The sequence below is a fragment of the Parabacteroides sp. CT06 genome, from assembly GCF_002257605.1.
GTDB lineage: Bacteria > Bacteroidota > Bacteroidia > Bacteroidales > Tannerellaceae > Parabacteroides > Parabacteroides distasonis.
In genome coordinates, this window is record NZ_CP022754.1 from 3429456 (window position 1) to 3456105 (window position 26650).

Here is a 26650-nt window from a genome sequence, read left to right on the forward strand (position 1 = left end):
GGCTCTATTGATTTACCGGATAATACAGTTTTAATTTGAAAGTCGCTTCCTCATCCTTCACCTCGCAACTTTTCAACGCATATCCTTCCGCAGGCCCTTTTCCTTCCAGCATATCCATTTGCCAATTCTCGTTCTCGTCATGGAATACGGACAGATCAAACTTTTCCCAATCCACGTTTTCCAGTCGGATCGTAACCTTTCCTTTCTCAGACTTCGCCATGCCATAAACAGGCTTGGTATCTTTCCCTGACTGAGCCATAACTAGGATATTCCCATGGTTACCACGTATATTTCCAATCTCTACAATAATAGTACGTGCCTCTATGTAACCACATACCAACATGAATAAAGATAATATGAATAAAACTCGTCTCATTTTAGTATCCTCCTCTTAATCATTATTACTGTTACTACAAACAAGTTTATTTTATAAACCATCCATGGATAAAAAAATGCAAAGGAGCTGCGCATCACTCTTTGCATATCACAAATATAGACAAGTTTATTTTATAAACCAAATAAAATTATAAAATATTCCAATAAAAATTTGACTCTGCAAAATACAGCCAAAATCCCCCACTAACCCTCCTAGAAAACACGTACATGCTTTCAAAACAACTATCTTAAGTTTGAAACAAAGCAACTTTTTCGCTATATTGCGCACATTTAGAATATATATGAACAGGACCAACATACAAATAACTAAAGATATGAACGAACGAATAATTGCTATACAAGCAGATATTACGACATTGGATGTAGACGCCATCGTAAATGCCGCGAACAATAGCTTATTGGGAGGTGGCGGCGTAGACGGTGCCATCCATTGGGCCGCCGGTCCGGAACTCCTTGACGAATGCCGGACTTTACAAGGATGCCCGACCGGAGAGGCGAAGATAACGAAAGGTTATCGATTGAAAGCCCGTCATGTCATACACACCGTCGGTCCTATCTACCGGAACGGACAACACGGAGAGCCGGAGCTACTGGAAAATTGTTATCGAAACTCCTTGCGATTGGCGAAAGAGAACAGACTGAGAACAATCGCTTTCCCATCAATAAGCACCGGCGTATATGGCTATCCTATCGAGGAGGCGGCACGGATAGCGATCCGCACGATCGATACCTTCCTAAAAGAGAATCCGGAAATCCAGCAAGTCACGATGTGCTGTTTTTCCGGATACGACAAATCGGTTTATACAAAAGCGCTGGAACAAATCACAACTCACGAGCCGTAATGTGGAAACACCCTTGCTTGCGTTCGTGCTTGATATAGCAACGATCCGCCCTGCGCAAATCACGAAGCACGGAGGCAAGCACCATTTTCAAGCGGTCCTTATCAATATTTAAGGTATCTTTCTCATCTATCTTAGTATAGCGTACCCATGATACATCGAACGTAGTTCCGTATTGGTGGGCAGAGTTGAGAGAAGAGTTCGTATTCCTTTTTCTCAATTTCTTGACATCGGCAACCGTACGGGTTACACTGGTTACCTTTATTTTATAGATGGAAGCATTCAAGTTTTTCAATGAGTCTTGGAAGTTTTTCCCGATATCCTCCAGCAGATTAGCGGCTTCCGGCACCAAATACGGAATAGAGTGCGTCAACTCCTCTATCTCGTAATAGTCATTCGTCTTGATCTCCACCATATCCCGGGAGGCGTGCTCCGCTCCTTCCCTCGAAGAGACAGGCTCTATGCCGATCTTCTTCGCAACGGACAAATGAACGTCATTCAAATCATTAAAATCGCGATTATAGCTTCCATTGTACCAAATCTTCTTCAATTCACCTCTTTTCTCCTTACAAGAAGAAAAAGCCGTCGCCGACACGATCACGACCAGCAACAACATCACATTAAACACTGTCTTCATCTTCATTACCTTCGTTTTACCTAACAAACATACGGAAAAATCCGAAATTACCCCTTAACTCCAATTAGTTTTTCTCTAAATGATAGACGGACGGCTGAAAGATGTGTTCCCGTGAAATAAAACTTCTCCCTTTGCATCAATGGATAAAGAATATTACTAATTTTGTAACTTGATTCGAATAATAAAAAATAGCACATCTTTTTGAAGCGTAATTTAATAAAAGGAATAGCGGATGATTGAAAGAATTTATATTCTTGAAAGCGTAGACCCGGTAATTTTCTACGGTGTGAATAACTCTAATATGCAATTGATCAAGACATTGTTTCCGAAATTGCGTATCGTTGCCCGTGGAAATGTGATGAAAGTGATTGGAGATGAGGATGAGTCCGAGCTTTTTCTCAAGAAAATCCGTGAGGTGGAAAAATACTGTGAGGAGTTTAACTCGCTCTCCGAAGACGTGATTCTGGATATTATAAAAGGGAAAGGCCCCACGGTCGTGAAGCAGGAGAACCTGATCATCCACGGCATGAATGGCAAGCCGATTACCGCACGTACCGAGAATCAACAGTTATTGGTAAAGGCTTTCGAGAACAACGATCTGGTTTTCGCCACGGGACCCGCCGGTTCGGGCAAAACATTCGTCGCTATCGCCCTAGCCGTAAAAGCATTAAAGAATAAGGAAGTACGGAAGATCATCTTAAGCCGCCCCGCCGTAGAAGCCGGAGAAAAACTGGGTTTCTTGCCGGGCGAGATGAAGGATAAGCTAGATCCCTATCTGCAACCGCTTTACGATGCCTTGCAGGATATGATTCCGGCGGCTAAGCTGAAGGAATATATGGAGAATAACGTGATACAGATCGCCCCGCTAGCGTTTATGCGCGGTCGTACCTTGAACGACGCCGTCATTATATTGGACGAGGCGCAAAACACGACGACGCATCAAATCAAGATGTTCTTGACCCGCTTGGGTATGAACGCCAAGATGATCGTCACCGGAGATGTCACACAGATAGACCTTCCGCCTTCTACCACGTCCGGATTGATACAGGCCATGCAAATATTGAAGGGCGTAAACGGGATCGGTAAGATCGAGTTCACCAAGAAAGATATTGTCCGGCATAAACTTGTCCAACGAATCGTAGAGGCTTATGATAAGTTCGATGATAAACGGAAGAAAGAGATCAAAGAGGCAAAAGAGAAGAAAACGAATATAGACAACAACTAAAAGTAAGAGTCATGAAGAAGGCATTAGTTAAGACAGACTTCAATTTCCCGCGACAAAAGAGCGTATACCATGGGAAAGTACGCGACGTGTACAACATCAATGACGAGGTATTGGTAATGGTCGCTACAGACCGTATTTCCGCTTTCGATGTTATCTTGCCGGAAGGTATTCCTTACAAGGGACAAATGTTAAACCAGATCGCCGCCAAGTTCCTTGACGCTACGACTGATATTTGCCCGAACTGGAAACTGGCTACTCCAGACCCGATGGTAACGGTTGGCGTTCAATGCCAAGGTTTCCCGGTTGAGATGATCGTACGCGGTTATCTGTGCGGAAGCGCATGGCGTGCTTATAAGAGCGGCGTACGTGAGATCTGCGGCGTGAAACTACCGGAGGGTATGCGTGAGAACCAACGTTTCCCCGAACCCATCATCACCCCGACCACAAAGGCTGAGATCGGAGAGCATGATCAAGATATCTCTAAAGAGGAGATTCTCGCTAAAGGTTTGGTCTCTAAAGAGGACTACGAGGTTCTTGAGAAATATACGATGGCCTTGTTTAAACGCGGTACCGAGATCGCTAAGGAACGTGGCTTGATCTTGGTTGACACGAAATATGAGTTCGGCCATCGTGACGGCAAGATCTATTTGATCGACGAGATCCATACTCCGGATTCCTCCCGTTATTTCTACTCAGAAGGATACGAGGATCGTTTCGCCAAGGGTGAACCGCAGAAGCAACTTTCCAAGGAGTTCGTTCGCGAATGGTTGATGGAAAATGGCTTCCAAGGTAAGTCCGGACAGAAAGTTCCTGAGATGACACCGGAGATCGTAGAAGGAATCAGCAACCGATATATCGAATTGTTCGAGCATATCACAGGGGAGACTTTCGTAAAAGGCGAGACTGACAACTTGCTGAACCGCATCGAGAAAAACGTTACCGAATATTTACAGAATAAATAAGATACCGCACATGACACAGTATGGTTCAGAGACAATACTTCCTTATAACAAAGAGGAACAAAAGGGCACGCAAGTCAAACGCATGTTCGACTCGATAGCCGAAACGTATGACCAACTCAACCATACTCTCTCATTTGGTATCGACAAGATATGGCGCAGGAAAGGGATCGCTTTCCTGCGTCCTTTCTCTCCTAAAACGATACTGGATATCGCTACCGGTACCGGAGACTTGGCTATCTCCATGTACAAAAAGCTGCGCCCCGACCATATCATCGGTGCCGACATCTCGTTAGGCATGATGGAAGTGGGACGGAAAAAAGTAGCTGCCGCCGGTTATTCGGAGCATATATCCTTCGAGCAACAGGACTGTACGGCCTTGACCTACGAGGAAAACTCGTTCGATGCCGTAACCGCCGCTTTCGGGGTTCGTAATTTTGAGAACATAGAGCAAGGTATCTCAGAGATGTACCGGGTGCTGAAACCCGGTGGGCATATCATGATCTTGGAACTTTCCACACCGGAACATTTTCCCATGAGACAACTCTACCAGATCTATTCAAAGACCGTCATCCCCTTTATCGGACGTCTACTCTCTAAAGAAAAAGCCGCATATAATTATTTGCCGGCTTCCATCAAGGTAGTTCCTCAGGGAAAGGTCATGACGGATTTACTCACCCGTCAAGGCTTCAAGCAGGCCCGTGTACGGACCTTTACCTTCGGGATCTGTTCATTATATACAGGATCTAAAGAATAAACAATAAAAAGGTTATGCAGAAATATGGCTTACTGGGATATCCCCTCGGACATTCGTTTTCTAAAACGTATTTCAACCAGAAGTTTGAGGCGGAGAAGATCGACGCTGAGTACTTGAATTTCGAGATTCCATCTATCAAGGAGATTAAGAACGTAATCAAAGAAAACCCTGAACTTAACGGTTTAAACGTGACCATTCCTTATAAGGAACAAGTAATCCCATATTTAGACGATTTGGATGACGATGCCCGTCAGATCGGAGCGGTAAATGTCATCAAGTTCACAAAAGGTCTTTTCGGCAAACTTAAACTGAAAGGATATAACTCGGATATTATCGGATTCAAGCAATCGATTGATCCTTTATTGAAAGAAACGCACCGGAAAGCGTTGATCCTTGGTACGGGAGGGGCGTCAAAGGCAGTCTTCCACGGACTGAAACAGCTAGGCGTTGGTGCCACGCTGGTTTCTCGCAAACCGAAAGAATTTTGTATCACGTACGATGAGATTACTCCGAAGACCATGGAGCAATATACGGTGATCGTAAACACGACTCCCTTAGGCATGTTCCCGAATATAGACTCATGTCCGGATATCCCGTACGATTTACTTACGCCGAATCATCTATTGTATGATTTACTTTACAATCCGGATGAGACCCTATTCATGAAGAAAGGAAAAGAAAAAGGCGCCGTCGTGAAAAATGGTCTGGAAATGCTTCTATTACAGGCTTTCGCCGCTTGGGAAATCTGGCAGAAATAGATCGAACGATATCTTTCCAACCACATGATTTGATGAAGCTAGCTTCGTGAGCCAATGAAGTTAGCTTCGTTAGTCAATGAAGTTAACTTCACAAGCGTATGAAGTTAACTTACTTCAACCAAGTCAATACATAGTCCGGTGTAACTTGATATGCCAACTCATATTCCCGGCATGCCTCGGTCCGGGTTTCTCGTCCCTTAAACGTCCCACTCGATAAATAAGGAAAAGGATTCACGTGAAGATGCTTTTGAAAGTCCACTCCTTCCTGCCCGATTATCTTGAACAAGGTTTCTTTGGCGCACCAATGGATTAATAGATGCTCGACCTCATGCTCCAGATCGATACCCGCCTCTTCCTCCGGATTCATAAAGCGACTTCGTATTTTCAAGATCCGGTCCGAACGATACTCGATATCGATCCCTGTCGGACGCTTATCCAAGATTACCGCCACATAATCTTTCGTATGAGATATACTTATATATAAAGGTACGCACGCGAGGAACGGGGCACCCGTAGAATGATAGTCAACCCTTGCCTCCTCTCCTAAAAGCTCTTTTAAAAGCACCCGGCTGGCGAAACGTTCCTGCCTCCGCTTCTCTGCCGATACCCGCTCCAAAAAAGAAGAATAGTCCGCTTTATGCTCAAGCATCCCCAAAAGCTCATCAGAGCTTTCTTCCATTTTCCAGACTCCATGCAGCGGCGAGAGTTGTTTATATAGCAAGGCCATATTATTCTTTCCAACTAAAAGTTTGTATAAGTTCTATGATATCTTCCCGGATATATTGGATAGCGGGAGCTAATGAATCCGCATTGGGTTTACAGTCAAAATACAAGGCCCCCCGGAAGAAATTCGATACACTATCTGTCAACAGGAATTGTATGGGAGAAGCCGATTCTCCATCCAGAAGAAACAACGAGCCATAAACGTTTGCGGCAGGGTTGGAATACGCTTTCTCCGATATCCGATTCTCCGACTTTATCAGGCGGGCGACGAAAGAGCGGCTTTCCGTTTCCACCGTCACCAAGGACGCGGGAGTAATTGGCAAATAGCTGCAATAAAGCTTAGCCTCTAACTCCGGATACGAGATATTCAAGCCCGTAACACCCTTCTTTTGATCCGGAACCTCTATGACCGCAGTCTGAGAGACATCAAAATTAAAAGGCAGGTAACTGAGATCAAGCGGTTTATACTGTGCCTTCGAAGGTTCAATACGAACATAGCCCCGTGGCTTCGGCGTATATTCCACACACGAAATACAGCATATCCCTAAAAACAGAGAACCTCCTATGACAGCAGCTATCCATTTCATAAACATTTACTTCGTATCTTTCCCATTCTCATCATTCCCTGTATCTTCAAGGATACGGTTAAATTTAACCTTTAATATCCTCCTGTTATCCACTTCCAGCACTTGGAAACGATATTCCTTAAAATCTATAATCTCCCTACGGCGTGGAAAATCCCCTTTTATCTCCAACAAAAGACCGGCCAAAGTTTCCACTTCTTCCGTCAATTTACCAAAATCTGAGGGATCGGCATCGATAACCCGGAAGAAATCCGTCAATAATATCTTTGCCTCAAAGATCAAGCTACCGTCTGCTAAACGGATGAATTGTTGCTCATCCTCATCATACTCATCGGAGATCTCTCCAACAATTTCCTCTAGGATATCTTCCATCGTCACGATACCGGAGGTACCGCCAAACTCATCGACCACGATCGCCATATGAATTTTATTGGTACGGAACTCTTCCAGCAAATCATCGATCTTCTTGGTTTCCGGCACGAAATAGGCCGGTCGGATCAAGCTCTGCCAACGGAATGTATCGGGCTTGTCAATATAGGGCAATAAGTCCTTGATATATAAGATACCTTTTATATTATCCTCAGTCTCGGAATATACCGGAATACGCGAATAGCCGGATTTGATAATAAAATCAACCACCTCACGGAAACTGATCTTGATCTCGATATCTTCCATATCCAGACGAGGAGTCATGATCTCATCAGCGGTCTTATTATAAAACTTGATAATCTCCGCCAGCATCTCCTTCTCCTCCGGGATCTCGGTAGAGGTTAGCTCTAACGCTTTAGAAAGCTCATCTACAGAGATATCATATTTCTTTTTCGCTAACGCTTTATTGATGACCGATGTGGAATTAACCAAGATTTTCGAGAATGGGCGGCAGAAGCGTTCCAAACCACTTAATACGGAGGCTGAAAAACGAACAAAACGCAAAGAATTCTTCTGTGCGTAAATCTTAGGCATGATCTCCCCAAAAAGTAAAAGCAAGAAAGTCAAGAGAATCGTCTCAAGCACAAAGCCTAGAAGAGGAGCGGCCGAGAAATTAATCCAAGCGTTAATCGCATAGGTACACAGCATAACGACCGCCACATTTACAAAATTATTAGCGATCAATATAGATGCCAATAGATACTCCGAACGTTCAAGGAGACGTTTGATAACAGGATCTGCCGGGCGATTCTCTTCCCCGATCTCATTTAGGTCACCCGGGGTTAGAGAAAAGAATGCCACTTCAGAGGCCGACACGAAGCCGGAAACAAACAGCAGTAAAAAAGCGAGGCTTAATGCGATCACAGGACCCGCTGTCAGCGCCTGCACCGTTACGTTTTCAAATAAGCCCCATAAATAATAGTCCGAGTCCAAGGGAAACAGTATTAGTTAAACAATATCAGAACGGGAGATCATCCGCGTCACTGGATTCTGAGAATGCGCTAGGCTGCGAGGCGGCTGGCTGTTGATAAGCGGTATTTGGCGCCGTGGTCGGTTGAGCCGGTTGTCCTTGTCCCACATTGGGCTGCATACTACCGCCTTGTGCAGTCGTATTTCCACCATCGGCCGGACGGGAACCCGTGCTGTAAAACTCGATACGATCCGCATGGATCTCCGTAACATATCGTTTCACGCCGCTTTGGTCATCATAATTACGAGTACGAATCTTGCCTTCCACATATACACCGGAACCTTTACGTACCCATTTTTCCACGAAAGGAACCAAATCCCGACGAACTACGATATTATGCCACTCCGTACGTTCCGGAACCACCGTTCCATTTGCCAACGTATACCCACGTTCCGAGGTTGCCAGCGGGAAATTAGCGACAGCGGCACCACTGTCAAAATAGCGAACGTCAGGATCTTTGCCTACGTTGCCGATCAATATAACCTTATTCAATGACATAATTCAAATTCTTAATAACCATACAAAGAAACACAAATTCAATCATTCTCACAAGTTTCCGTTTAATTTCTCTAAATAAATATGTATCAGCCGGGGAACGGCATACTTCTCAATATCCCGACAAGGCAGAGAGAGGTAATTCCCCAAGGATTCCGGAACCTGCTCTATCTCTATTTGATAGAAAGAAGCGTATAAAATTTGATGGGAGAGCGTATGCTTTACATTCGATAACCCTTGGGTGATACTCAATTTTCCAGCATCTCCCAATAGGTTACGGAAGGCTTGCGTCTCACACAAACCGGAAAAATCCATCGCATGATCCGTCTCGATCAATGGAAATTCATACAAACCGGTCCAGATATCCTTCCCCGTCCGTCTGTTCATCCAAGTTTGTTCTTTATATATAATGTATAGATAGTGGAAATAACGATCCCTTGTCTTCGTCTTATTTTGTTTCACCGGATAAGCTTGCACATTGCCGGAAGCGAACGCCACGCATTTATCTTTTAGCGGGCACACCCCGCAGTCCGGGTTTTGAGGAACACATTGCAAAGCACCCAATTCCATGATCGCCTGATTATGCGTCCCTGCGTTCTTAGGGTCCAAGATCATTCCGGCCAGTTCCGCAAATTGCTTTTTACCCTTCGTGGTGTCGATCGGCGTATCTACGGCAAACAAACGGGAAAGTACCCGGTACACATTTCCATCCACGACCGGACACGGTTGGTTCCAAGCAAAGGAGACGATCGCCGCCGCCGTATACTCCCCGATACCTTTCAAGGATAATACCTCTTTATAATTCTCCGGGAAAACCCCGTTAAACCGCTCCATGATAGATTTAGCCGCCGCATGTAAGTTACGAGCCCGGCTATAATACCCCAAGCCCTGCCAATATTTCAGCACCTCATCCTCTTCCGCCACCGCTAGAGATGCCACATCCGGGAAACGTTCGGTAAAACGCAAAAAATACTCCAATCCCTGTACAACCCGGGTTTGTTGCAATATAATCTCCGATATCCAGATGATATAAGGGTCTCTCGTTTCCCTCCAAGGAAGCTCTCTTTTATAGGTTTCATACCACTCAACCAATATCCGGCTGATTTCTAACTCACTTTCATACTGTAACATAACTGCTCCCTTTCTCACTTTTCAACATCATAACTATTTGATTACCGCAAACATACATATATATTACGAATCGAGAAGAATCTTTTTATTTAAAAATTGAAGCTCAATTCTTTTTCCACTTAAATAAAAAGCTATATATTTGCATTCCAAAAAATTAATAGGTCAAAATCAATTAATTAATTTATAGACATGACTAAAGCAGATATTGTTAGCGAGATTTCAAAAAGCACTGGTATCGACAAACAGACAGTGCTAGCAAGCGTTGAGTCCTTCATGGATATCGTAAAAAGTTCTTTAGCCCAAGGCGAAAACGTTTACTTGAGAGGTTTCGGAAGTTTCGTTATTAAGAAGAGAGCTCAAAAGACAGCTCGTAATATTTCAAAAAATACTACGATCATCATCCCGGAACACAACATTCCGTCATTCAAGCCGGCTAAGACTTTTATTGGTGAAGTTAAGTAATTAATTATTATACGTTTAATTTAAAATTTTAAAGCGATGCCTAGCGGAAAGAAAAGAAAAAGACATAAAATGTCTACGCACAAGCGCAAAAAGAGACTGAAGAAGAATAGACATAAGAAGAAATAAGTCTATCTAACGAACTCTAAAGAACAAACTTAATAAGTGACCTTTTAAGTTTGTTCTTTGCGTATTTTATAAGGTCTGATCTTAAAAACACATCTTAAGTGATTAGTGAATTAGTAGTTGATGTACAGCCCAAAGAGGTATCTATCGCCGTCTTGGAGGACAAGAGCCTTGTGGAGCTCCAAAAGGAGGCCCGCAACGTCTCGTTCGCTGTTGGTGATATCTATCTAGGTAAGGTTAAGAAACTGATGCCGGGCTTAAACGCTGCGTTCATTGATGTCGGTTACAAAAAGGATGCGTTTCTTCACTATTTGGACTTAGGTCCTAACTTCAACACCCAACAGAAATATTTAAAGCAATTGCTGAGCGATCCCAAAAAGGCGCCGGTACTGTCGAAAACTCAGATTCTACCGGAGATCGAAAAGAACGGGAGTATTAGCGACGTGCTGAAAGTAGGACAAGAGGTGTTGGTTCAAATTGCTAAAGAGCCTATCTCGACGAAAGGTCCCCGATTGACTTCCGAGCTTTCTTTTGCCGGAAGATATATCGTGCTGATACCGTTCGCCGATAAAGTATCTGTCTCCACCAAAATTAAATCAAGCGAGGAACGAGCCCGTTTGCGCCAGTTAATCCAAAGTATCAAACCGAAGAATTTCAGTGTTATCGTACGGACATCCTCGGAGGGCAAGCGTGTCGCAGAGCTTGATCATGAATTGAAGACATTGATGAAACGATGGGAAGATAATATCGTGAAGGTGCCTAAACTCAAAGCTCCGGCTATTATTTATGAGGAAACGGCACGTACCGTAGCTTTGCTTCGGGATATATTCAACCCCTCTTTCCAAAATATTTATGTAAATGACAAGGAGGTCTATAATAATGTCCGCGACTATGTAAGCTTGATCGCACCGGGACGGGAAGAAATCGTACAGTTATATACGGGAGAGCTTCCTATCTTCGACAACTTTGCGGTCACCAAGCAAATCAAGTCGCTATTCGGACGAACTGTCACTTACAAGAGTGGAGCTTACTTGATTATCGAGCACACGGAAGCTATGCACGTTATCGACGTGAACAGCGGGAACCGTTCCAAAGGCAGCGATGCCCAAGAGAAGACAGCTATCGACGTAAATATAGCCGCCGCCGATGAGATCGCCCGTCAGCTCCGCTTACGAGACATGGGAGGTATCATCGTCATAGACTTTATCGATATGGCAGAGGCTGCCAACCGGCAAAAGCTATTTGAACACATGACAAAGGCAATGGCAAATGACCGGGCTAAACACAATATCCTTCCTCTTAGTAAGTTTGGCTTGATGCAGATTACCCGTCAGCGGGTACGTCCGGCAATGGACGTGGATACGTCAGAAGACTGCCCATCCTGTTTCGGAACAGGAACGGTTAAGCCTTCCATCCTGTTTACCGACAGCCTGGAAGAAAAAATAGATTGCTTAGTAAACAAACATCACGTGAAGAAATTCACCCTGCATGTACATCCGTATGTCGCAGCGTATGTGAACAAGGGGTTGTTCCCCTTGAGCATGAAGTGGAAAATGAAGTACACACATGGTTTAAAAGTTATTCCCAATCAAAGTCTCGCCTTTCTTGAATACAAATTCTTTGATGCCGACAAGAATGAGCTTGACATGAAAGAAGAAAAGGAAATAATCAACAAATAACAAGAGAAGCCCCGGGCCTATTAAAACGGTTCCGGGGCTTTCTGTATTCTGCCAAACCGCCAAAATGTCACGATTCATGACACGTATTATTTATTTTCAAACCCAAACTTCTTTGGCACGGCATTTGTTGAATACTATGTGAATCCTTTAAACAAGGAGGATGACGGACGATGAATAATAACAATTAAAATATTTACAATCATGGGAAAGATTATTGGAATCGACTTAGGAACAACCAACTCTTGTGTTGCCGTATTGGAAGGTAACGAACCGGTTGTTATCGCGAACAGCGAAGGTAAAAGAACAACACCTTCAATCGTAGCTTTCGTAGAAGGCGGCGAGCGTAAGGTAGGTGATCCCGCAAAACGTCAGGCTATCACCAATCCTGAAAAGACTATATTCTCTATCAAACGTTTCATGGGTGAAACTTATGACCAAGTACAAAAGGAAATCAATCGCGTTCCTTATAAAGTAGTGCGTGGTGATAACAACACTCCTCGTGTAGATATCGAAGGACGTTTGTATACTCCGCAGGAAATCTCAGCGATGATCCTGCAGAAAATGAAAAAGACAGCTGAGGATTATTTGGGACAGGAAGTAACGGAAGCCGTTATCACAGTACCTGCTTACTTTAGTGACGCTCAACGTCAGGCTACGAAAGAGGCTGGTGAGATCGCAGGTTTAACCGTACGCCGTATCGTAAACGAACCGACTGCCGCTTCTTTAGCTTATGGTTTGGATAAGACGAACAAAGACATGAAGATCGCCGTATTCGACTTAGGTGGTGGTACATTCGATATCTCCATCCTTGAGTTAGGTGACGGCGTATTCGAGGTAAAATCAACAAACGGTGATACTCACCTAGGTGGTGATGACTTCGACCACGTAATCATCGACTGGTTGGCTGAAGAATTCGAACGAGAGGAAGGCGTAGACTTACGTAAAGACCCGATGGCTTTACAACGTTTAAAAGAAGCTGCCGAGAAAGCGAAGATCGAGTTGTCAAGTACGACTAGCACGGAGATCAACTTGCCGTATATCATGCCGGTAAACGGTATTCCAAAGCACTTGGTTAAGACTTTGACTCGTGCTAAATTCGAACAATTGGCTGACGGTCTGATCCAAGCATGTATCGAACCGTGCCGTCAATCCTTGAAAGACGCAGGTTTATCAACTTCTGATATCGACGAAGTGATCTTGGTAGGTGGTTCTACTCGTATCCCGGCTGTACAGGCTATCGTTGAGAAATTCTTCGGTAAAGCTCCGTCTAAGGGCGTTAACCCGGATGAAGTAGTAGCCGTAGGCGCAGCGATCCAAGGTGGTGTATTGACAGGTGAGGTTAAAGACGTATTGCTGTTGGATGTTACTCCGCTGTCTTTAGGTATTGAGACAATGGGTGGTGTAATGACTAAATTGATCGAGTCTAACACGACCATCCCGACCAAGAAGTCCGAGACATTTACGACTGCCGTAGACAATCAGCCTTCTGTTGAGATCCACATCTTGCAAGGTGAGCGTTCTTTGGCTAAAGACAACAAGTCTATCGGCCGTTTCCACCTAGATGGAATACCTGCCGCACAACGTGGTGTCCCTCAGATCGAGGTTACATTCGATATCGACGCCAATGGTATCTTGAACGTATCCGCCAAGGATAAAGGAACCGGTAAAGTACAAAGTATCCGTATCGAGGCTTCCAGCGGTTTGAGCGATGATGAGGTTAAGCGTATGAAAGAAGAGGCTGCCGCAAACGCAGAGGCCGATAAGAAAGAGAAAGAGCGTATCGATAAATTGAATCAAGCGGATAGCATGATCTTCCAGACCGAGAAACAATTGAAAGATCTTGGCGACAAGCTTCCGGCAGACAAGAAAGCTCCGATCGAAGGTGCCTTGAACAAATTGAAAGAAGCTCATAAGGCTCAGGATATCGCAGGTATCGATGCTGCTATGGCAGAATTGAACAGCGTATTCCAAGCAGCTAGCCAAGAAATGTACAACGCTCAAGGCGGCCCGCAAGCAGATCCTAACTTCGGTGGTCAACAAGCTGGCGGTAACGCAGGTAGCAGCAACAACAGCAAAGACGGTAACGTTACGGACGTTGACTTTGAGGAAGTAAAATAAAAAGAAGCGGTTTTAATCGCTCCTTTACTCCACATAAGATAGAAAAACGGCTATCGGGTCCTTCGGGATCTGATAGCCGTTTTTTATTTTAGCCCTATATATTCAATAAAAAAAGCCATTGATATCCAATAATTATTAATAAGTTTGCACTCGCATAAAAACACTCATTTTAAATTACGATTAAGGGCAACGTACTAATTTTCGACTTATGCTAGCGATATCTATACAGAAATATTACATATTTGTTCTACTTTTTCTGCTAGCCATTCTACAGTCCTCTTGTCAACAGTCGGGAAATAAATATCGTATATTAGTAGTGCATTCCTATGAAAGCGATTATGTAGCTTATAAAGACTGCGATCGGTTGATCCGGGAATCCCTCGAGAAAAAGGGGATTAATCCGTCGATCCAAACATTCTATTTGAACTGCGAGCAATATGCGGCACCCGCCGAAGAAAAACGGATGTACCTGTATCTAGATTCGATCTCTACTTGGAAACCCGATCTGATATTGGTCTACGAGGATCAAGCGACTTACACGTTAATGCAATGCCATCATCCGCTAATCTCTACAGTCCCCATTGTATTTGGCGGCGTAAATTTCCCCAATAAGGCACTATTAGCGCAATATTCGAATGTTTCCGGATTCTGGGACGAGCCCGACTACGTCACGAACATCCGCTTGATAGAACATCTGTTGGGCAAGTCTACGATTTATATGTTGCACGATAGTACGTATATAGATAGGCACATTAAGGCTACGTTACATGAGCAATGTGCTCAAGCAGACATTCGGGTCGATAATAATCGCATCATGTATATACCGGTAGAGATCGCTACTTTGGACAGGGTCAATCAAAGCTTAAAACGACCGGATAGTACGACCGTCAACGTCGTGCCCGTACAAGGAGACAAGCTATCAGCTGTTTCTTGGTACATGAGTAAACACGTCCCTTACATCTACTATCTACAGGCCAAACGGGATTACCGGGTATTGAACACCAGCCGTTTTTCCAGTAAACCCTCTTTTACGGCGATCAACGAGGATCTAGGATATTCGAATAAACTTGTAGGTGGCTATATCACCTCCTTGGAAACCCAAATAGAAGAATCTACCGATAGAGCCGCGGAAATATTAAAAGGCTCCCCTAGCGAATCATTCCCACAGATAACAAAGAGCAAGAAGAATTATGTATTTGATTTCAATGAAGTCAAATATTGGAATATCGATAAAAGGCTTCTTCCGAAGGATGCTATACTTTTGAACTTTCCTTTTAAGGACCAATATCCAAGATTATTCTGGAGCTTGATAATCGTAGTCAGCACGATGTGCTGCTTTGTCTTCAGTAGCTTCATCATCATGTATACCCAAGAATCCAAGGCAAAACGACAAGCGCAAAAAGCCCTATTACATGAAAAGGAATCATTAGCGGAAGCCTTGGAGAAAGCCAATGAGTCCGACCGGATGAAATCCGTATTCTTGGCTAACATGAGTCATGAGATACGTACCCCTCTAAATGCGATCATCGGCTTTTCAAGCCTAATCGCCGAACTGGATCTGACAGCGGAAGAGAAGGAGCAATACGCTAATATCATCACGACCAATAACGAGTTATTACTAAAGTTAGTCAATGACATATTGGATTTGGCAAGGATTGAATCCGGAGGTATCGTCTTTCATAAAGAATCCTGCAATTTAACGGATTTAGTGAAAACCCTTTATAAACAACATCTTTCCGATGTCCCCGAAGGTATCGAATTCAAGAAGAAATGCCCCGATACGCCGATCTGCTTATATTCGGATAAGGAGCGACTTTACCAAGCGCTCGAGAACATACTGAAAAATGCTATAAAATTTACTTCCGCAGGCTTTATAGAGATCGGTTACGAGTATTCCACCAATGCACAAGACGTCCGACTTTATGTGCAGGATACAGGCATCGGGATCTCTCCCGAGGACCAAGAAGCGATATTCGAGCGTTTCAAGAAGCTGGATGATTTCGTGCAAGGGACAGGTCTTGGATTATCGATCTGCCAAGCTATCGTAAAACAATTAAACGGGCGTATCTTGCTCAAGTCCGAAAAGAATAAGGGGTGCCGCATCTCCTTGGTTTTCGAATTATAAACCAACCTCAGAAGCCAAGAAAATAGACATTTGTCTCTTTGATATCCAATTACTTTTTATACATTTGTACCTATTATATTGAAGCTATACACATGGCGAACACTTCTTATCGTTATCTTTTTTTATTGTTGCTTCCATTATTTCTATTGGTCGCAAATTCTTGCGAACGCTCAACCACGGAAAAGCGTATCTTGATAGTCCAATCTTATGAGCCGGACTTTCAAGCCTATAAAGATATAGAAGAGGCTTTTAAAAAAGGATTCCAGAAGGAAGGCATTCCTGCTAGTATCTTCACGTTCTATCTTAATTGCGAAGCTTATCAATCGCTAGAAGAGAAACAAAGAATATATACGGAACTCAATACGTTATCTTTATGGAAGCCTGATATCATAATCGTAAACGATGATCAAGCGACCTATTCCTTATTGGCTTGCGAACATCCTTTATTAGATAGCGTACCTATCGTTTTTACCGGAGTCAACTACCCAAACATACCCTTAATTCAAAAGTATCCTAACGTATCCGGATTTTGGGATAAGCCGGACTATCGGAAAAACGTCGAACTTATCGAGCGAATCATGGGAAAATGCGTAATTGTACGTGTCTCTGATAGTACAGCTCTTGACAAAAAGATCCTGAAAGATATGGATGAGCAAATAAAAGGGCTATGCTCCAAGGCTAGACCCGATTACCTTAAATATCCCCAGTATTCATCCCCATCCGATAAAAAGAGATCCTCTTCTTTAGTGCGGTTCCCAAAAGTACCGTTCGATTCCCTTTATATACAAACCATTCAACCCCGCACCAGTTCCAACTTGATCTGGGGGTTAGGTACAAGTACTTACAACAAGGCCTACCTTGCTACCAAAAGAGATTATACCTCGATAGCCTTAGGTAGGTTCTGCTCATTTCCCAGCTTCTCGGCGATCAACGAATCCGTAGGATATGACGGAGACTTCATCGGAGGATATATGACCCCGGTAGAGAGCCAAACCCAAGAAGCCTTACGACGAGCTGCCAGCATACTCAAGGGCACACCGGCCAATAGCTTCCCACAAATAACGGAAAGCGCCAAAAACTATCTGTTCGATTACCCGACTTTAAATAAATGGGGTATCGATTGGAAAGAACTGCCTCAAAACAGCATCTTCTTGAATATGCCCTTTGTGGTTCGTTATCAAACATATATTATTCTATGCGGGATTCTTCTAACCCTATTTATCCTATGGACGCTTTTCTATCAAAGAGTACAATACCGTCGCGAAGCCTCTCACAAGAAACAGGCTCAAGAAAGTTTACGGAAAGAGAAAGAATTCCTCTCGTTGGCTTTAGAGAGCGGTGATATTTTCGCATTCCGATACAGCAACGGCGTATTCGAGTTCGACCATGATTTCTATAAGTCGTTGGATATGCCGATAAAGCCGATCACCTCCACGCAATTCCAAGAGTCTATCCACCCTGAAGACCGGGAAGATTTCATCCAACATAAGCACCTGCTTGATACAGGATTCCCTTCCCGTAAGATCACCCGCCGCCGATATAATTTCAACGGCAAAGGGCATATATGGTGGGAATTCAGATATGCGCAAGCGAAGAATGGACAAGACTCCACCCGCAATAATGTCGGAGTAAACGGGCTCTGCTTAAATATCCAACAAAGTAAGGAAGTAGAGGAATATCTTATCAAAGCCCGTATAAGGGCCGAGGAAGCGGACCAAATGAAATCAGCGTTCCTCGCCAATATGAGCCATGAGATACGTACCCCGCTTAACGCCATCGTTGGATTTTCGGAACTGCTAACAAGCGATATGGAAATAAGCCCGAACGAGAGGGATGAGTTCATGCAAGTTATCAGTAAGAACAGCGACCTCTTATTGAAATTGATCAATGACATTCTCGATCTATCCCGCATCGAGTCCGGTAAGATGTCGTTTACCCTCACGAATTGTGACTTAAACGAATTACTATCCCATATCTACCGCACCCATCAATTGTTGATGCCCCAAGGCGTAGCGCTTAAAATACAACTGCCGGTCCTCCCGGCCATTATCCAAGCGGACCTACATCGATTAACCCAAGTGATTACCAACCTTATAAACAACGCCGCAAAATTCACGACGCAAGGATACATCTTGATTAAATACGATTATACGCAAGATAAACGTTGGATCCAGATCTCCGTGACCGATACGGGCAAAGGCATTCCCGCAGATAAGCAAGCCCAAGTATTCGAACGGTTCAACAAACTGGACGAGTTTGCGCAAGGGACAGGCCTCGGACTGGCGATCTGCCAAATTATCATCGAGCACTTCGGAGGATATATCACCCTAGAATCCAAAGAAGGGGAAGGTAGCACATTCATCGTGACCCTTCCCTACACTCCCGGATTATCGGTATAAGATTATTTTTTCTTGAAACGCAAGAACGGCAATACAATAAATAAAGGTATGCAACAGATCATTACCCAGATAAAGAAATGTTGGTAACCGATCTGCTCCTGTATCCATCCCGATGCCATTCCCGGTAGCATCATACCTAACGCCATGAAACCGGTACTGATCGCATAATGCGAAGTCTTATATTCCCCCTCGGCGAAAAGCATCAGATACATCGTATAAGCCGTAAAGCCAAACCCGTAGCCGAATTGCTCGACAGCGACACAAGCGTTTACGACAACAATACTCTCCGGCATCGTATAGGCCATATACAAATAGACCAGATTCGGCAAGGAGATAGCCAATGCCATAGGCCATAACCAAGTCTTCAAGCCACTCCGGGATATAGCCAGGCCTCCTAAAACCCCTCCGAGCAATAAGGAGATCACTCCCACCGTACCATAAGCGAACCCGACCTCACCGGTACTGAGCGCCAGCCCGCCAACTTCCCGCCCATCCAGCAGGAAAGGAGAAGCCAACTTTACCAATTGGGATTCCCCCAAACGATACGTCAGCATAAAAAGCAAAGCCGGGACAATCCCTTTCTTGTTGAAAAAACTCACGAAAGTATTGCCAAACTCCACCAAGATGGTATGAGGGGTGATATTCGTACGTTGCGCGTCACTCGCCGGACGGGGTAAGATATACTTATGCCACAAGGCCAAGGCGATAAAGGTACCGGCCAATACGAAAAACACCAGGCTCCAAGCAAAGGAAATCCGCCCGGTACTCTCCTCCAAAAGTCCCGCCAGCATAACCAGCAGACCTTGTCCGGTTAGCATCGCCACCCTGTAGAACGTATTTCGGATACCGATGAAGAACGCCTGTTGCTCCTCCGTCAAGCCCAGCATATAGAACCCATCTGCGGCGATATCGTGCGTAGCGGAACTAAACGCCATCAACCAAAAGAAAGCCAAGGTAAACCGCAGAAAGAAATCCCCGGGAAGGACGAACGCCACACCTGCCATTCCACCACCAATCAATAACTGCATGCCATAAATCCACCAACGCTTCGTTTTTATCAAGTCTACGAACGGGCTCCAGATGGGCTTGATCACCCAAGGAAAATAAAGCCAACTGGTAAACAAGGCGATATCCGTATTCGAGACGCCCAAACGTTTATACATGATCACAGAAAGCGTCATGACTACCACGTAGGGCAAGCCTTCGGCGAAATAAAGAGACGGGATCCAAGCCCAAGGACTACGTTTTTCCATAATCAGCAGGAATCAGATGATTAGAAGTCAATACTAAATCCATCCGCATCCTTCCACGCCGGGAACTTAGCCCGGAACTCATCCAGCTCGCTCTTCTTCAAGGTACATGTCCGGGTGATTTCCTCCCGTTTTCCGGCATCAGCCAATTTCTTTCCTTTTGCGTTATAAATCATGGAATCCCCTCTGAAAAGAAAACCTTTCCCATCTACCCCCACACGGTTCACGCCACAGACATAAGCCATGTTCTCAATGGCACGGGCATGCAGCAATGCCTTCCACGCCTTCTTCCGGGCCTCGGGCCAATTGGCCACATAAATCAAAAGATCATATTCGTTATTTACGTTGCGGCTCCAAACCGGGAAACGCAGGTCATAACAAACCTGCAAACAGATATTCCAGCCTTTATAGGGCACGATCAGCCGTTTGTCGCCCGCCGAGAAATGCTTGTCCTCTTCCGCCATACGGAACAAATGACGCTTATCGTAATAATACTCCTCTCCTTCCGGAGTGATGAAAAAAGCCCGGTTGTAGAACTTTCCGTTATCTTTCGCGATAAAACTCCCGGCCACGGCCAGTTTATATTTCTTAGCCCATTCCTTTATAGTCGGTACGGTCTGGCTCTCCATCGTATCGGCTTGTTTCTCCACGTCCATGGAAAATCCCGTGGTAAACGTCTCCGGCAATACGGCTAAATCGGTTCTTCCACTAACACGGCGCAACAGTTCGCCGTAATAACCCAAGTTCTCTTCACGGTCTTCCCAAATGATATGGGATTGTATCATGCTGATACGTAAGTCTTCAGTCATAGAATAAAGATATTAAGGTAATAAAAAGACATATTGTGACAAGGAAACAGTTTCATGGTGAAGAAACAGTAGTTTCTTCATAGCAAAACTTTTGTTTCTCTTAGGGAAAACTTTTGTTTTCTTTAACAAATCTAAGTGATTGATTTTATCTTTTTGAAAATCAAAAAGTAAGGACTAAAATCAAAGATAATAGGTAATACATTAGTAACAAAAGTCTTGCTGCACATTGCGTTTCTCTGCATAATCTCAAATATCTCTATCACAAAGATACTGCATATTTTCGAATGCAACAAATCAATCGTTTTTTTATTGAGGACCAGCATTATTTACTGGTCCTCTTTTATTGAAAATCTGAAGGTATATCGATACCTTTTTTAATCCAATAGCAATACCCAATCCTGCCACACCCTATTCGGACAAACGCCCCATTCCAGAAGCTCATAGAACCATCCGATTGTAAGTTTTGTCCGTTTTTTCATACATTAAAATTCATTATATAACTTCCATATATTAATCCAAAGATTCTGCTTCCTCTTCTTCTGCTGCATTTTCAGAGGTTGATGATTGCATAAAGTTGAGGAAAACTTGTAGGAATGCTGTTTCTTTGTAGAAGTAATCGGGATTGTCTTCGAGCTTGTCCTGCATGAAATCGAAGCCGAAGTTTGCGTACTTCTCCATTTTGTCAATGAGCAAGTCAACCACTTTGCGGGGCGTAATATCGCCTTTGTCAAGGGCAATCCAGTCTATTTCAGTACGAGCCACAAGAGCCATGAACATGTATTCGCGAATCTGACCATACTGCTTGCGACCGCCACGAGCCTCTGCCGTTCCCCAATTCTCAATCGCCCAGCCAAAGTCTTTCCGCTTGGCTTTATCTGCCACAAGGTCTTTAGTCTGACCATGATACAGACCAATGAAGAACGCCAGAATATACAATTCATATCCTGCGCCGAACAGTTTTGCACGGGTTTCTTGATAGCTTGTCGAACCCTTACCGTAGTCGCAGAACGCCTTCAGCAAGGTGTCTTCGTATTTCGTTTCCCACTCAGGGCTACGCTTCGCCCAAAGGTTGAATATCTTTGTTGCTGCCATTATTTTATTGGAGTTATGATGGTTCGTATTGTTGAAAGGTCAGTCTCGTTATAGCCCGTCTGTTTCTCAATGCGATATACAGAACAGGTCAAAGCTTCTATTTGCGCTTCGTTCAGAGTCTTCTTGCCCGTCAGTTTGTCCACTTCAAGCAAGTCTTTCGTCACGATAATGCACTGTTTCTGGATTTTGTCGATGATGTTGTAGAAGACGTTCTCTTTGAAGTTCTCAAATGATGAAGTTGGCGCATCGAATATGAGCGGATAATCCTCTTCGCGCTTCAGCGTAGTGAGATCGGAGATAGCAAAGAGTAGTGACATATACATGGTTGTCTCCTGCGCACCGCCCGGATTTTTGATTGGCGTGCCGTTAGAACTAAATAGCTTTATCTCTGCCGAATCGCTCGCTGTCTGTACAATGCGGATTAGGCCACGGAAGTCATTCTTGTTCAGTTTCTCGAAATAATTGTTGGTGCGCTCCTCAAGGCTTGCGAGGAAGCGGCGCAGGTTTTCGCTCTTTGCATTAACGAAAGCCCGCATCACTTTGTCGAGCAACGTATGCACACGGTTATACACTTTCGCCATGCCGGTTGTCGGATTCAGTTGCTCAAACTCTTCCTTCACCTTGTCGTATTCCATCTGGACCTTGGCCAACCGCTCGCGGTAATCGCTAATGCGGTCTTTTGCTCGGTCTCGCTGCTCATAGAAACCCTTGATGTCGCGGAAATTCTTATCAAGCATCGCTTCCGTAAGTCCGTCGGCTTGGATGAGCAAACGGGATTTCTCGTCTTCCAGTTCTAGCAACTCAGCCTCTTTCTCTGCAATGTCTCGTTTGATTCTTGCCACAAGTTCCAGTTTATCCACAACCTCGCGATATTTCTTAGAAATATCTCTCGCCGTCATGCCTCCAAAACTGATAGAAAGCGAATGAAGCTCCTCGATATATTGAGTACCAAAAAGCGGAGTGTCTGGTAATTCTTCTTGCTTGGCCGCAAGTTCCTGCGACTTATGTTCCAAGTATTCCCTCAGCTTGTTCTCCATGAAACGATACTCCGGCGTGCCCTTCTTTGCTGGTCGGCCGCATACCTTGCATACTTCTTCGTCAAGCATCTCTTGCATCGTTTCCCCATCAGGCAGATACCAAGGCAAACGTGTGAAGTCGCTTTGCAGACTTGATGTCAGTTCATCAACGACTTCCTTCTTAGCCTTTGCCGCCGCTTTTTCCTGTATGTCAAGGTCGCTGAGACGTCGCTTCTCTTTGCTCAACGCCGATACCTTTTTCTGAAATTCCTCAAACACATTCTGGTATGGCATCAATGTCCAGAACTCATCGAGTAGGTTCGTATTGTAGCGCACCATCGTCATGGAGCGGAGCTTAGCCAGCTTCTCGCGTTGCGTGTCTATGCGCTTCTTGATGTCCTGAAAACTTTCGCTGGTAACCTGGTGCTTCTCCAAATCTTCAAGTTTCACAGAATAGGTGCTCACCACATCTTCCTGTTTCCTGATGTCGCGTTTTATCTCGTCTATCTGTTGTCCAAGATGCTCTTTCTTACATTGGAGTTCCGAAACCTTCTGCGAAATCTTCTTATCCGACTGGCACTCCTTTGCGTATGCTCGATCGGATTTTGCTTCAAGTTCAGTAGCAACAGCGACATAATCTTCAAACTTGCGGATGTCGGAGAATTTATCTACAAGCGTTCTTAACGCCTCTTTCTCATTAAAAACATTCAATTGGCTCTCACCTTTGAACAGGCAATACTTACGAATGAACGCATCAAAGCACACGTCAATTAGCGAGCTGCCCTTTCGTTGCATACGCTCGGCGCCATTAGTCTCGTAACCTTTGAAAGCAAAATTCGTCACTTGACATACTCCGTTTCTCTTTTCGAAGGTCAGACTCTTCGACACCTCTTTTTCTCCATTATGCTCAAAAAACATTGAAACAGACATGGTGTCGGCTTCATCTTCGTCCAATTCCGACTTGCGCATTTCTGATATGAGCGAAGGGTCTTTCGTCTCATGAGCTGTGTCAAGCAACCACTCCAACGCCTCAAAGAATGTGGTCTTACCATCACCATTGCCACCAATAATCAGAGTCAGTCCCTTTGAAAACTCAAAGGTATTCTCCTTGTAGTAACTGCGGAAATTATTTATTGTTACGCTCTTGATTATCATATATTATTCTTTAGATAGGTTGTTACCATATTATATATTTCCCGTGGGCTGCTCTCCTCATTTACCTCGTTGATAATCCTTGCCACAGTATTCACCACAAGGTTATCAGACACAAGAGCCTCGTCCAAGCTTTGATAGTCAGCGGGATTGTACTCGCCAAACTCTATCAGTTTCTCGTCGGTCAAAACAGCCTGCAAGATTCTGTTGCTGTTATTGTTGTAATGTGCCATCGTTAAAACAATGATAAGTTATAGTAATTCATTATATCCTCCAATTCGTTGATAGTGTCGTCGCTGTTTTCCGAAAGCAACGAGAAATTCCTGACTCGACGTAATTCCGTTGCCATTAGACTACGTTCCATAGCATATGAGCCTTCACCGATATTAACTTCTGGTGCCACCACCAAATCATGTATCACAGCCATGTGCTTGTCGGGATGTTTTCGCAAAATTCTTCCTCGACGCTGTATAAACTGTCGGGGATTACCTGTGCTTGCGCAGAAAATGGCAAGTTCACTCCGCGGAACATCAACGCCTTCATCCAAACATTTCATCGAGGTCAGAACCTCTATATTACCGTCGGCAAATCCCTTCAGCAATTCTTCACGTTCTTTAATGCCAGATGTAAACTTACGTACTGTGACTTTGCTGTCAATGCCACTCACTACAGCGGTATATTCATTGATGAGCTTTTCGGAATAGTCATCGTCTTGTAACTGGTCTGTATCATCGTAAACGTCTGCATCTGCCGTATCTGGTTTCAATCCCTCCGGGACATAGACCAGCGTATATTTCAAGTTACCTTTTTCTTGGAAACGCTGTTCAAGTATATTCCGGAACACCTCCAATTTGTTCTCTGCCTTATGAATAATCCGCTTGCGTTTCAGTAGCAGTGCGGTCAGAATCTCATTGCTATCCGCAAAATGGTTGTTGTTGAAGAATTTAGCCAATTGTACCGATATTCTCATGTATTCTTCCATTTCCGACATCGTCAGACGCACGACATGCGGATAATAATAATATCGGCACAAAACACCCTTGTCTATGGCCTCCTGCATCGAATACTCGTAAGTAAAGCCATTTTCTGCGCCAAAGAAATGATAAAGCGTCTGGTTCGCTTCTTCTTCAAACTGGCGTTCGGGAGTAGCCGACAAACCTATGCGCCGCAAATAAGGGATGCCATCCAAGATGTTCAACATCCGGCGTGAGCCCATATTGTGGGCTTCGTCGGCAATCAGCAGCAACTTTGTCTTCGGGAACACAGACAACGACTTGAAGACCTTGTCTTTGATAAACGAGGCGTATGTGGAAATGATTATGTATGATAGATTGTTGTCACTCCCTTTCAATCGTTCGCTTAATGTAATCGTTTCTATCTGCTCCGCCCATTTGGAGTTCTTGGAACAAACCCGTATGACGTTCCTGAAATTGAATTTCTTGCACTCCTCTTCCCATTGGCCAACAAGCGTAATCGTAGGCACAAGGATTATAGCTTTGTAATAGCCGCACCGCTTATATATTTCAAGTAAACAGTTGAGCGACGTGATGGTTTTGCCTGTACCTGTTGCCATTGCAAACAGCCCCTTTTGCTTGTTTGCTTTCCAGTTCTCAAACGCAAGGTGCTGGTATTCGCGAGGTCCTTGCGAGTAGGGAAACCGAGGTGCAGCTTCCTTTCCCCTTTGTATCTCATTTTGATGGATTCGCTCGATAATGCTTTTCACCTTATTCTTGGCTCGACCGAGGAACGCGGTCACAGTTTTAGGCAAGTCATTCTCCAATCGGTCATTGATGAGTTGTGCTTCGTCTGCCAGCAGTTCTTGTATATCTTTGTTTTTGTAGGTGTCAGTAATATGTGTGCGGATATGGTCTGTATCAAGATAAGTCACGCTCTCGTCGTTACCAAAGAAAGTGCGTTCGAAATCGTCCACAACATCTTTAATGCGACACACATCGCTTTGCCCGTCCCAATCGCAGAAAGCAGTGATGCTCTCGATGTTGGCAATAAGTGCCGTCTTCGAGAAGTTGCATGAGCCATCGAATGCCACACGGTTTAGTCCATCGAAGAACACGCCGCACTTGGAATGGGCTATGCCCTCTCCAGCTTTTGGTACAACCACTTTTATCTCAATGCGGTTATGACGAATCAGCCAAGCAAGGCATTCGAAGAAATGCTGGTTGCGCTTAGACAACGTGTCGCTCATACCACCCAAATCTTGCAGGTTGAAGTAATCCACATCGTCGCACGAGTCTGCTACAATTATCGCACGCTTATCCTCGGTAGATAAAATATCGTTGATAATCATGCGCATCTTTCCTCCATTATAAAGAAACGCAGCGAAACCGTCTGCCAGTACATTGATGGCCGATGAGGAAAAGAAGCCCAGCTTCAGATCAAATTGCGTGGAATTACACAAAGCTTCGGAGAAGAAGCCCAAAGGCTCCCATTCTGTCCGCGACTTGAATCGTCGGCTATTTGGCCATATCACATCAGATTTCAGCATAGGACATACCTTATTATAT

At 44.3% G+C, this 26650-nt stretch carries 23 protein-coding genes; 10 read left to right on the top strand and 13 right to left on the bottom strand.

Annotated elements, in window-relative coordinates:
- Positions 1–4: 4 nt before the first annotated feature.
- Positions 5–376, bottom strand: a complete 372-nt coding sequence (locus CI960_RS15025) for a DUF2141 domain-containing protein (RefSeq protein WP_005854631.1) — start codon at positions 374–376, stop codon at positions 5–7.
- A gap of 334 nt (positions 377–710) precedes the next feature.
- On the opposite strand from CI960_RS15025, the gene CI960_RS15030 reads away from it, so the two are divergent.
- Entirely contained in the window at positions 711–1238 is a 528-nt protein-coding gene (locus tag CI960_RS15030; protein ID WP_005854629.1) for an O-acetyl-ADP-ribose deacetylase, read from the top strand.
- On the opposite strand, the gene CI960_RS15035 is transcribed toward CI960_RS15030, so the two are convergent.
- Positions 1219–1878, bottom strand: a complete 660-nt coding sequence (locus CI960_RS15035) for a DUF5715 family protein (protein ID WP_094582409.1) — start codon at positions 1876–1878, stop codon at positions 1219–1221. The two genes, CI960_RS15030 and CI960_RS15035, sit on opposite strands and share 20 nt — an antisense overlap.
- Before the next feature lie 226 nt (positions 1879–2104).
- On the opposite strand from CI960_RS15035, the gene CI960_RS15040 reads away from it, so the two are divergent.
- The 4 genes from CI960_RS15040 to CI960_RS15055 are packed head-to-tail and all read left to right on the top strand — an operon-like array spanning position 2105 to position 5571.
- Entirely contained in the window at positions 2105–3097 is a 993-nt protein-coding gene (locus tag CI960_RS15040; protein ID WP_005854625.1) for a PhoH family protein, read from the top strand.
- An 11-nt stretch (positions 3098–3108) separates the two neighbouring features.
- Positions 3109–4059: a phosphoribosylaminoimidazolesuccinocarboxamide synthase gene (locus tag CI960_RS15045; protein WP_005854624.1), complete on the top strand. Its 951-nt coding sequence runs from the start codon at positions 3109–3111 to the stop codon at positions 4057–4059.
- A gap of 10 nt (positions 4060–4069) precedes the next feature.
- Positions 4070–4813, top strand: a complete 744-nt coding sequence (gene ubiE, locus CI960_RS15050; RefSeq protein WP_005854621.1) for a bifunctional demethylmenaquinone methyltransferase/2-methoxy-6-polyprenyl-1,4-benzoquinol methylase UbiE — start codon at positions 4070–4072, stop codon at positions 4811–4813.
- Between the two features lie 14 nt (positions 4814–4827).
- Positions 4828–5571: a shikimate dehydrogenase gene (locus CI960_RS15055; RefSeq protein ID WP_005854619.1), complete on the top strand. Its 744-nt coding sequence runs from the start codon at positions 4828–4830 to the stop codon at positions 5569–5571.
- 109 nt (positions 5572–5680) lie between these two features.
- Here the strand turns inward: CI960_RS15055 and CI960_RS15060 are convergent, their stop codons facing one another.
- The 5 genes from CI960_RS15060 to mutY are packed head-to-tail and all read right to left on the bottom strand — an operon-like array spanning position 5681 to position 9903.
- A complete protein-coding gene (locus CI960_RS15060; protein ID WP_005854617.1) occupies positions 5681–6298 on the bottom strand; it encodes a 4'-phosphopantetheinyl transferase superfamily protein in 618 nt (205 codons plus the stop codon).
- Between the two features lies 1 nt (position 6299).
- Positions 6300–6881 (bottom strand): hypothetical protein, encoded by a 582-nt coding sequence (locus CI960_RS15065; protein WP_005854615.1) that lies wholly within the window; start codon positions 6879–6881, stop codon positions 6300–6302.
- A gap of 6 nt (positions 6882–6887) precedes the next feature.
- Positions 6888–8240, bottom strand: a complete 1353-nt coding sequence (gene gldE / locus CI960_RS15070) for a gliding motility-associated protein GldE (protein ID WP_005854613.1) — start codon at positions 8238–8240, stop codon at positions 6888–6890.
- Positions 8241–8265: 25 nt separating this feature from the next.
- Positions 8266–8775 carry a single-stranded DNA-binding protein gene (ssb, locus tag CI960_RS15075; RefSeq protein WP_005854611.1) on the bottom strand — a complete coding sequence of 170 codons (510 nt, stop codon included), beginning with the start codon at positions 8773–8775 and terminating at the stop codon, positions 8266–8268.
- 48 nt (positions 8776–8823) lie between these two features.
- Positions 8824–9903, bottom strand: a complete 1080-nt coding sequence (gene mutY / locus CI960_RS15080) for an A/G-specific adenine glycosylase (RefSeq protein ID WP_005854609.1) — start codon at positions 9901–9903, stop codon at positions 8824–8826.
- Between the two features lie 189 nt (positions 9904–10092).
- Here mutY and CI960_RS15085 point away from each other — a divergent pair, with 189 nt between their 5' ends.
- From CI960_RS15085 to CI960_RS15105, 5 genes are all read left to right on the top strand, one after another.
- Positions 10093–10365, top strand: coding sequence for an HU family DNA-binding protein (locus tag CI960_RS15085; protein ID WP_005854607.1), 273 nt, complete (start codon positions 10093–10095; stop codon positions 10363–10365).
- A 224-nt stretch (positions 10366–10589) separates the two neighbouring features.
- On the top strand, positions 10590–12167 hold the full coding sequence (locus CI960_RS15090) for an Rne/Rng family ribonuclease (RefSeq protein WP_005854603.1): 1578 nt from the start codon (positions 10590–10592) through the stop codon (positions 12165–12167).
- A 201-nt stretch (positions 12168–12368) separates the two neighbouring features.
- Complete coding sequence (dnaK, locus tag CI960_RS15095) at positions 12369–14285, top strand: molecular chaperone DnaK (protein ID WP_005854601.1); 1917 nt, start codon at positions 12369–12371, stop codon at positions 14283–14285.
- Between the two features lie 208 nt (positions 14286–14493).
- Positions 14494–16410: an ATP-binding protein gene (locus CI960_RS15100; RefSeq protein WP_005854599.1), complete on the top strand. Its 1917-nt coding sequence runs from the start codon at positions 14494–14496 to the stop codon at positions 16408–16410.
- 92 nt (positions 16411–16502) lie between these two features.
- Positions 16503–18809 carry a sensor histidine kinase gene (locus CI960_RS15105; protein WP_094582411.1) on the top strand — a complete coding sequence of 769 codons (2307 nt, stop codon included), beginning with the start codon at positions 16503–16505 and terminating at the stop codon, positions 18807–18809.
- A gap of 2 nt (positions 18810–18811) precedes the next feature.
- On the opposite strand, the gene CI960_RS15110 is transcribed toward CI960_RS15105, so the two are convergent.
- The 6 genes from CI960_RS15110 to CI960_RS15140 form a co-directional block, all read right to left on the bottom strand.
- On the bottom strand, positions 18812–20062 hold the full coding sequence (locus CI960_RS15110) for an MFS transporter (RefSeq protein ID WP_005854594.1): 1251 nt from the start codon (positions 20060–20062) through the stop codon (positions 18812–18814).
- Positions 20063–20082: 20 nt separating this feature from the next.
- A complete protein-coding gene (locus CI960_RS15115) occupies positions 20083–20868 on the bottom strand; it encodes an amidohydrolase (RefSeq protein WP_005854592.1) in 786 nt (261 codons plus the stop codon).
- Between the two features lie 510 nt (positions 20869–21378).
- On the bottom strand, positions 21379–21960 hold the full coding sequence (locus tag CI960_RS15125; RefSeq protein WP_022185889.1) for a hypothetical protein: 582 nt from the start codon (positions 21958–21960) through the stop codon (positions 21379–21381).
- Positions 21960–24131, bottom strand: a complete 2172-nt coding sequence (locus CI960_RS15130) for an AAA family ATPase (protein ID WP_022185888.1) — start codon at positions 24129–24131, stop codon at positions 21960–21962. The genes CI960_RS15125 and CI960_RS15130 overlap by 1 nt, the downstream gene beginning before the upstream one ends.
- The gene (locus CI960_RS15135; RefSeq protein ID WP_022185887.1) at positions 24128–24361 is read right to left on the bottom strand and encodes a hypothetical protein; all 234 of its coding nucleotides are present in this window, start codon (positions 24359–24361) and stop codon (positions 24128–24130) included. The genes CI960_RS15130 and CI960_RS15135 overlap by 4 nt, the downstream gene beginning before the upstream one ends.
- 2 nt (positions 24362–24363) lie before the next feature.
- Positions 24364–26631 carry a DEAD/DEAH box helicase family protein gene (locus CI960_RS15140; protein WP_022185886.1) on the bottom strand — a complete coding sequence of 756 codons (2268 nt, stop codon included), beginning with the start codon at positions 26629–26631 and terminating at the stop codon, positions 24364–24366.
- Positions 26632–26650: the final 19 nt, after the last annotated feature.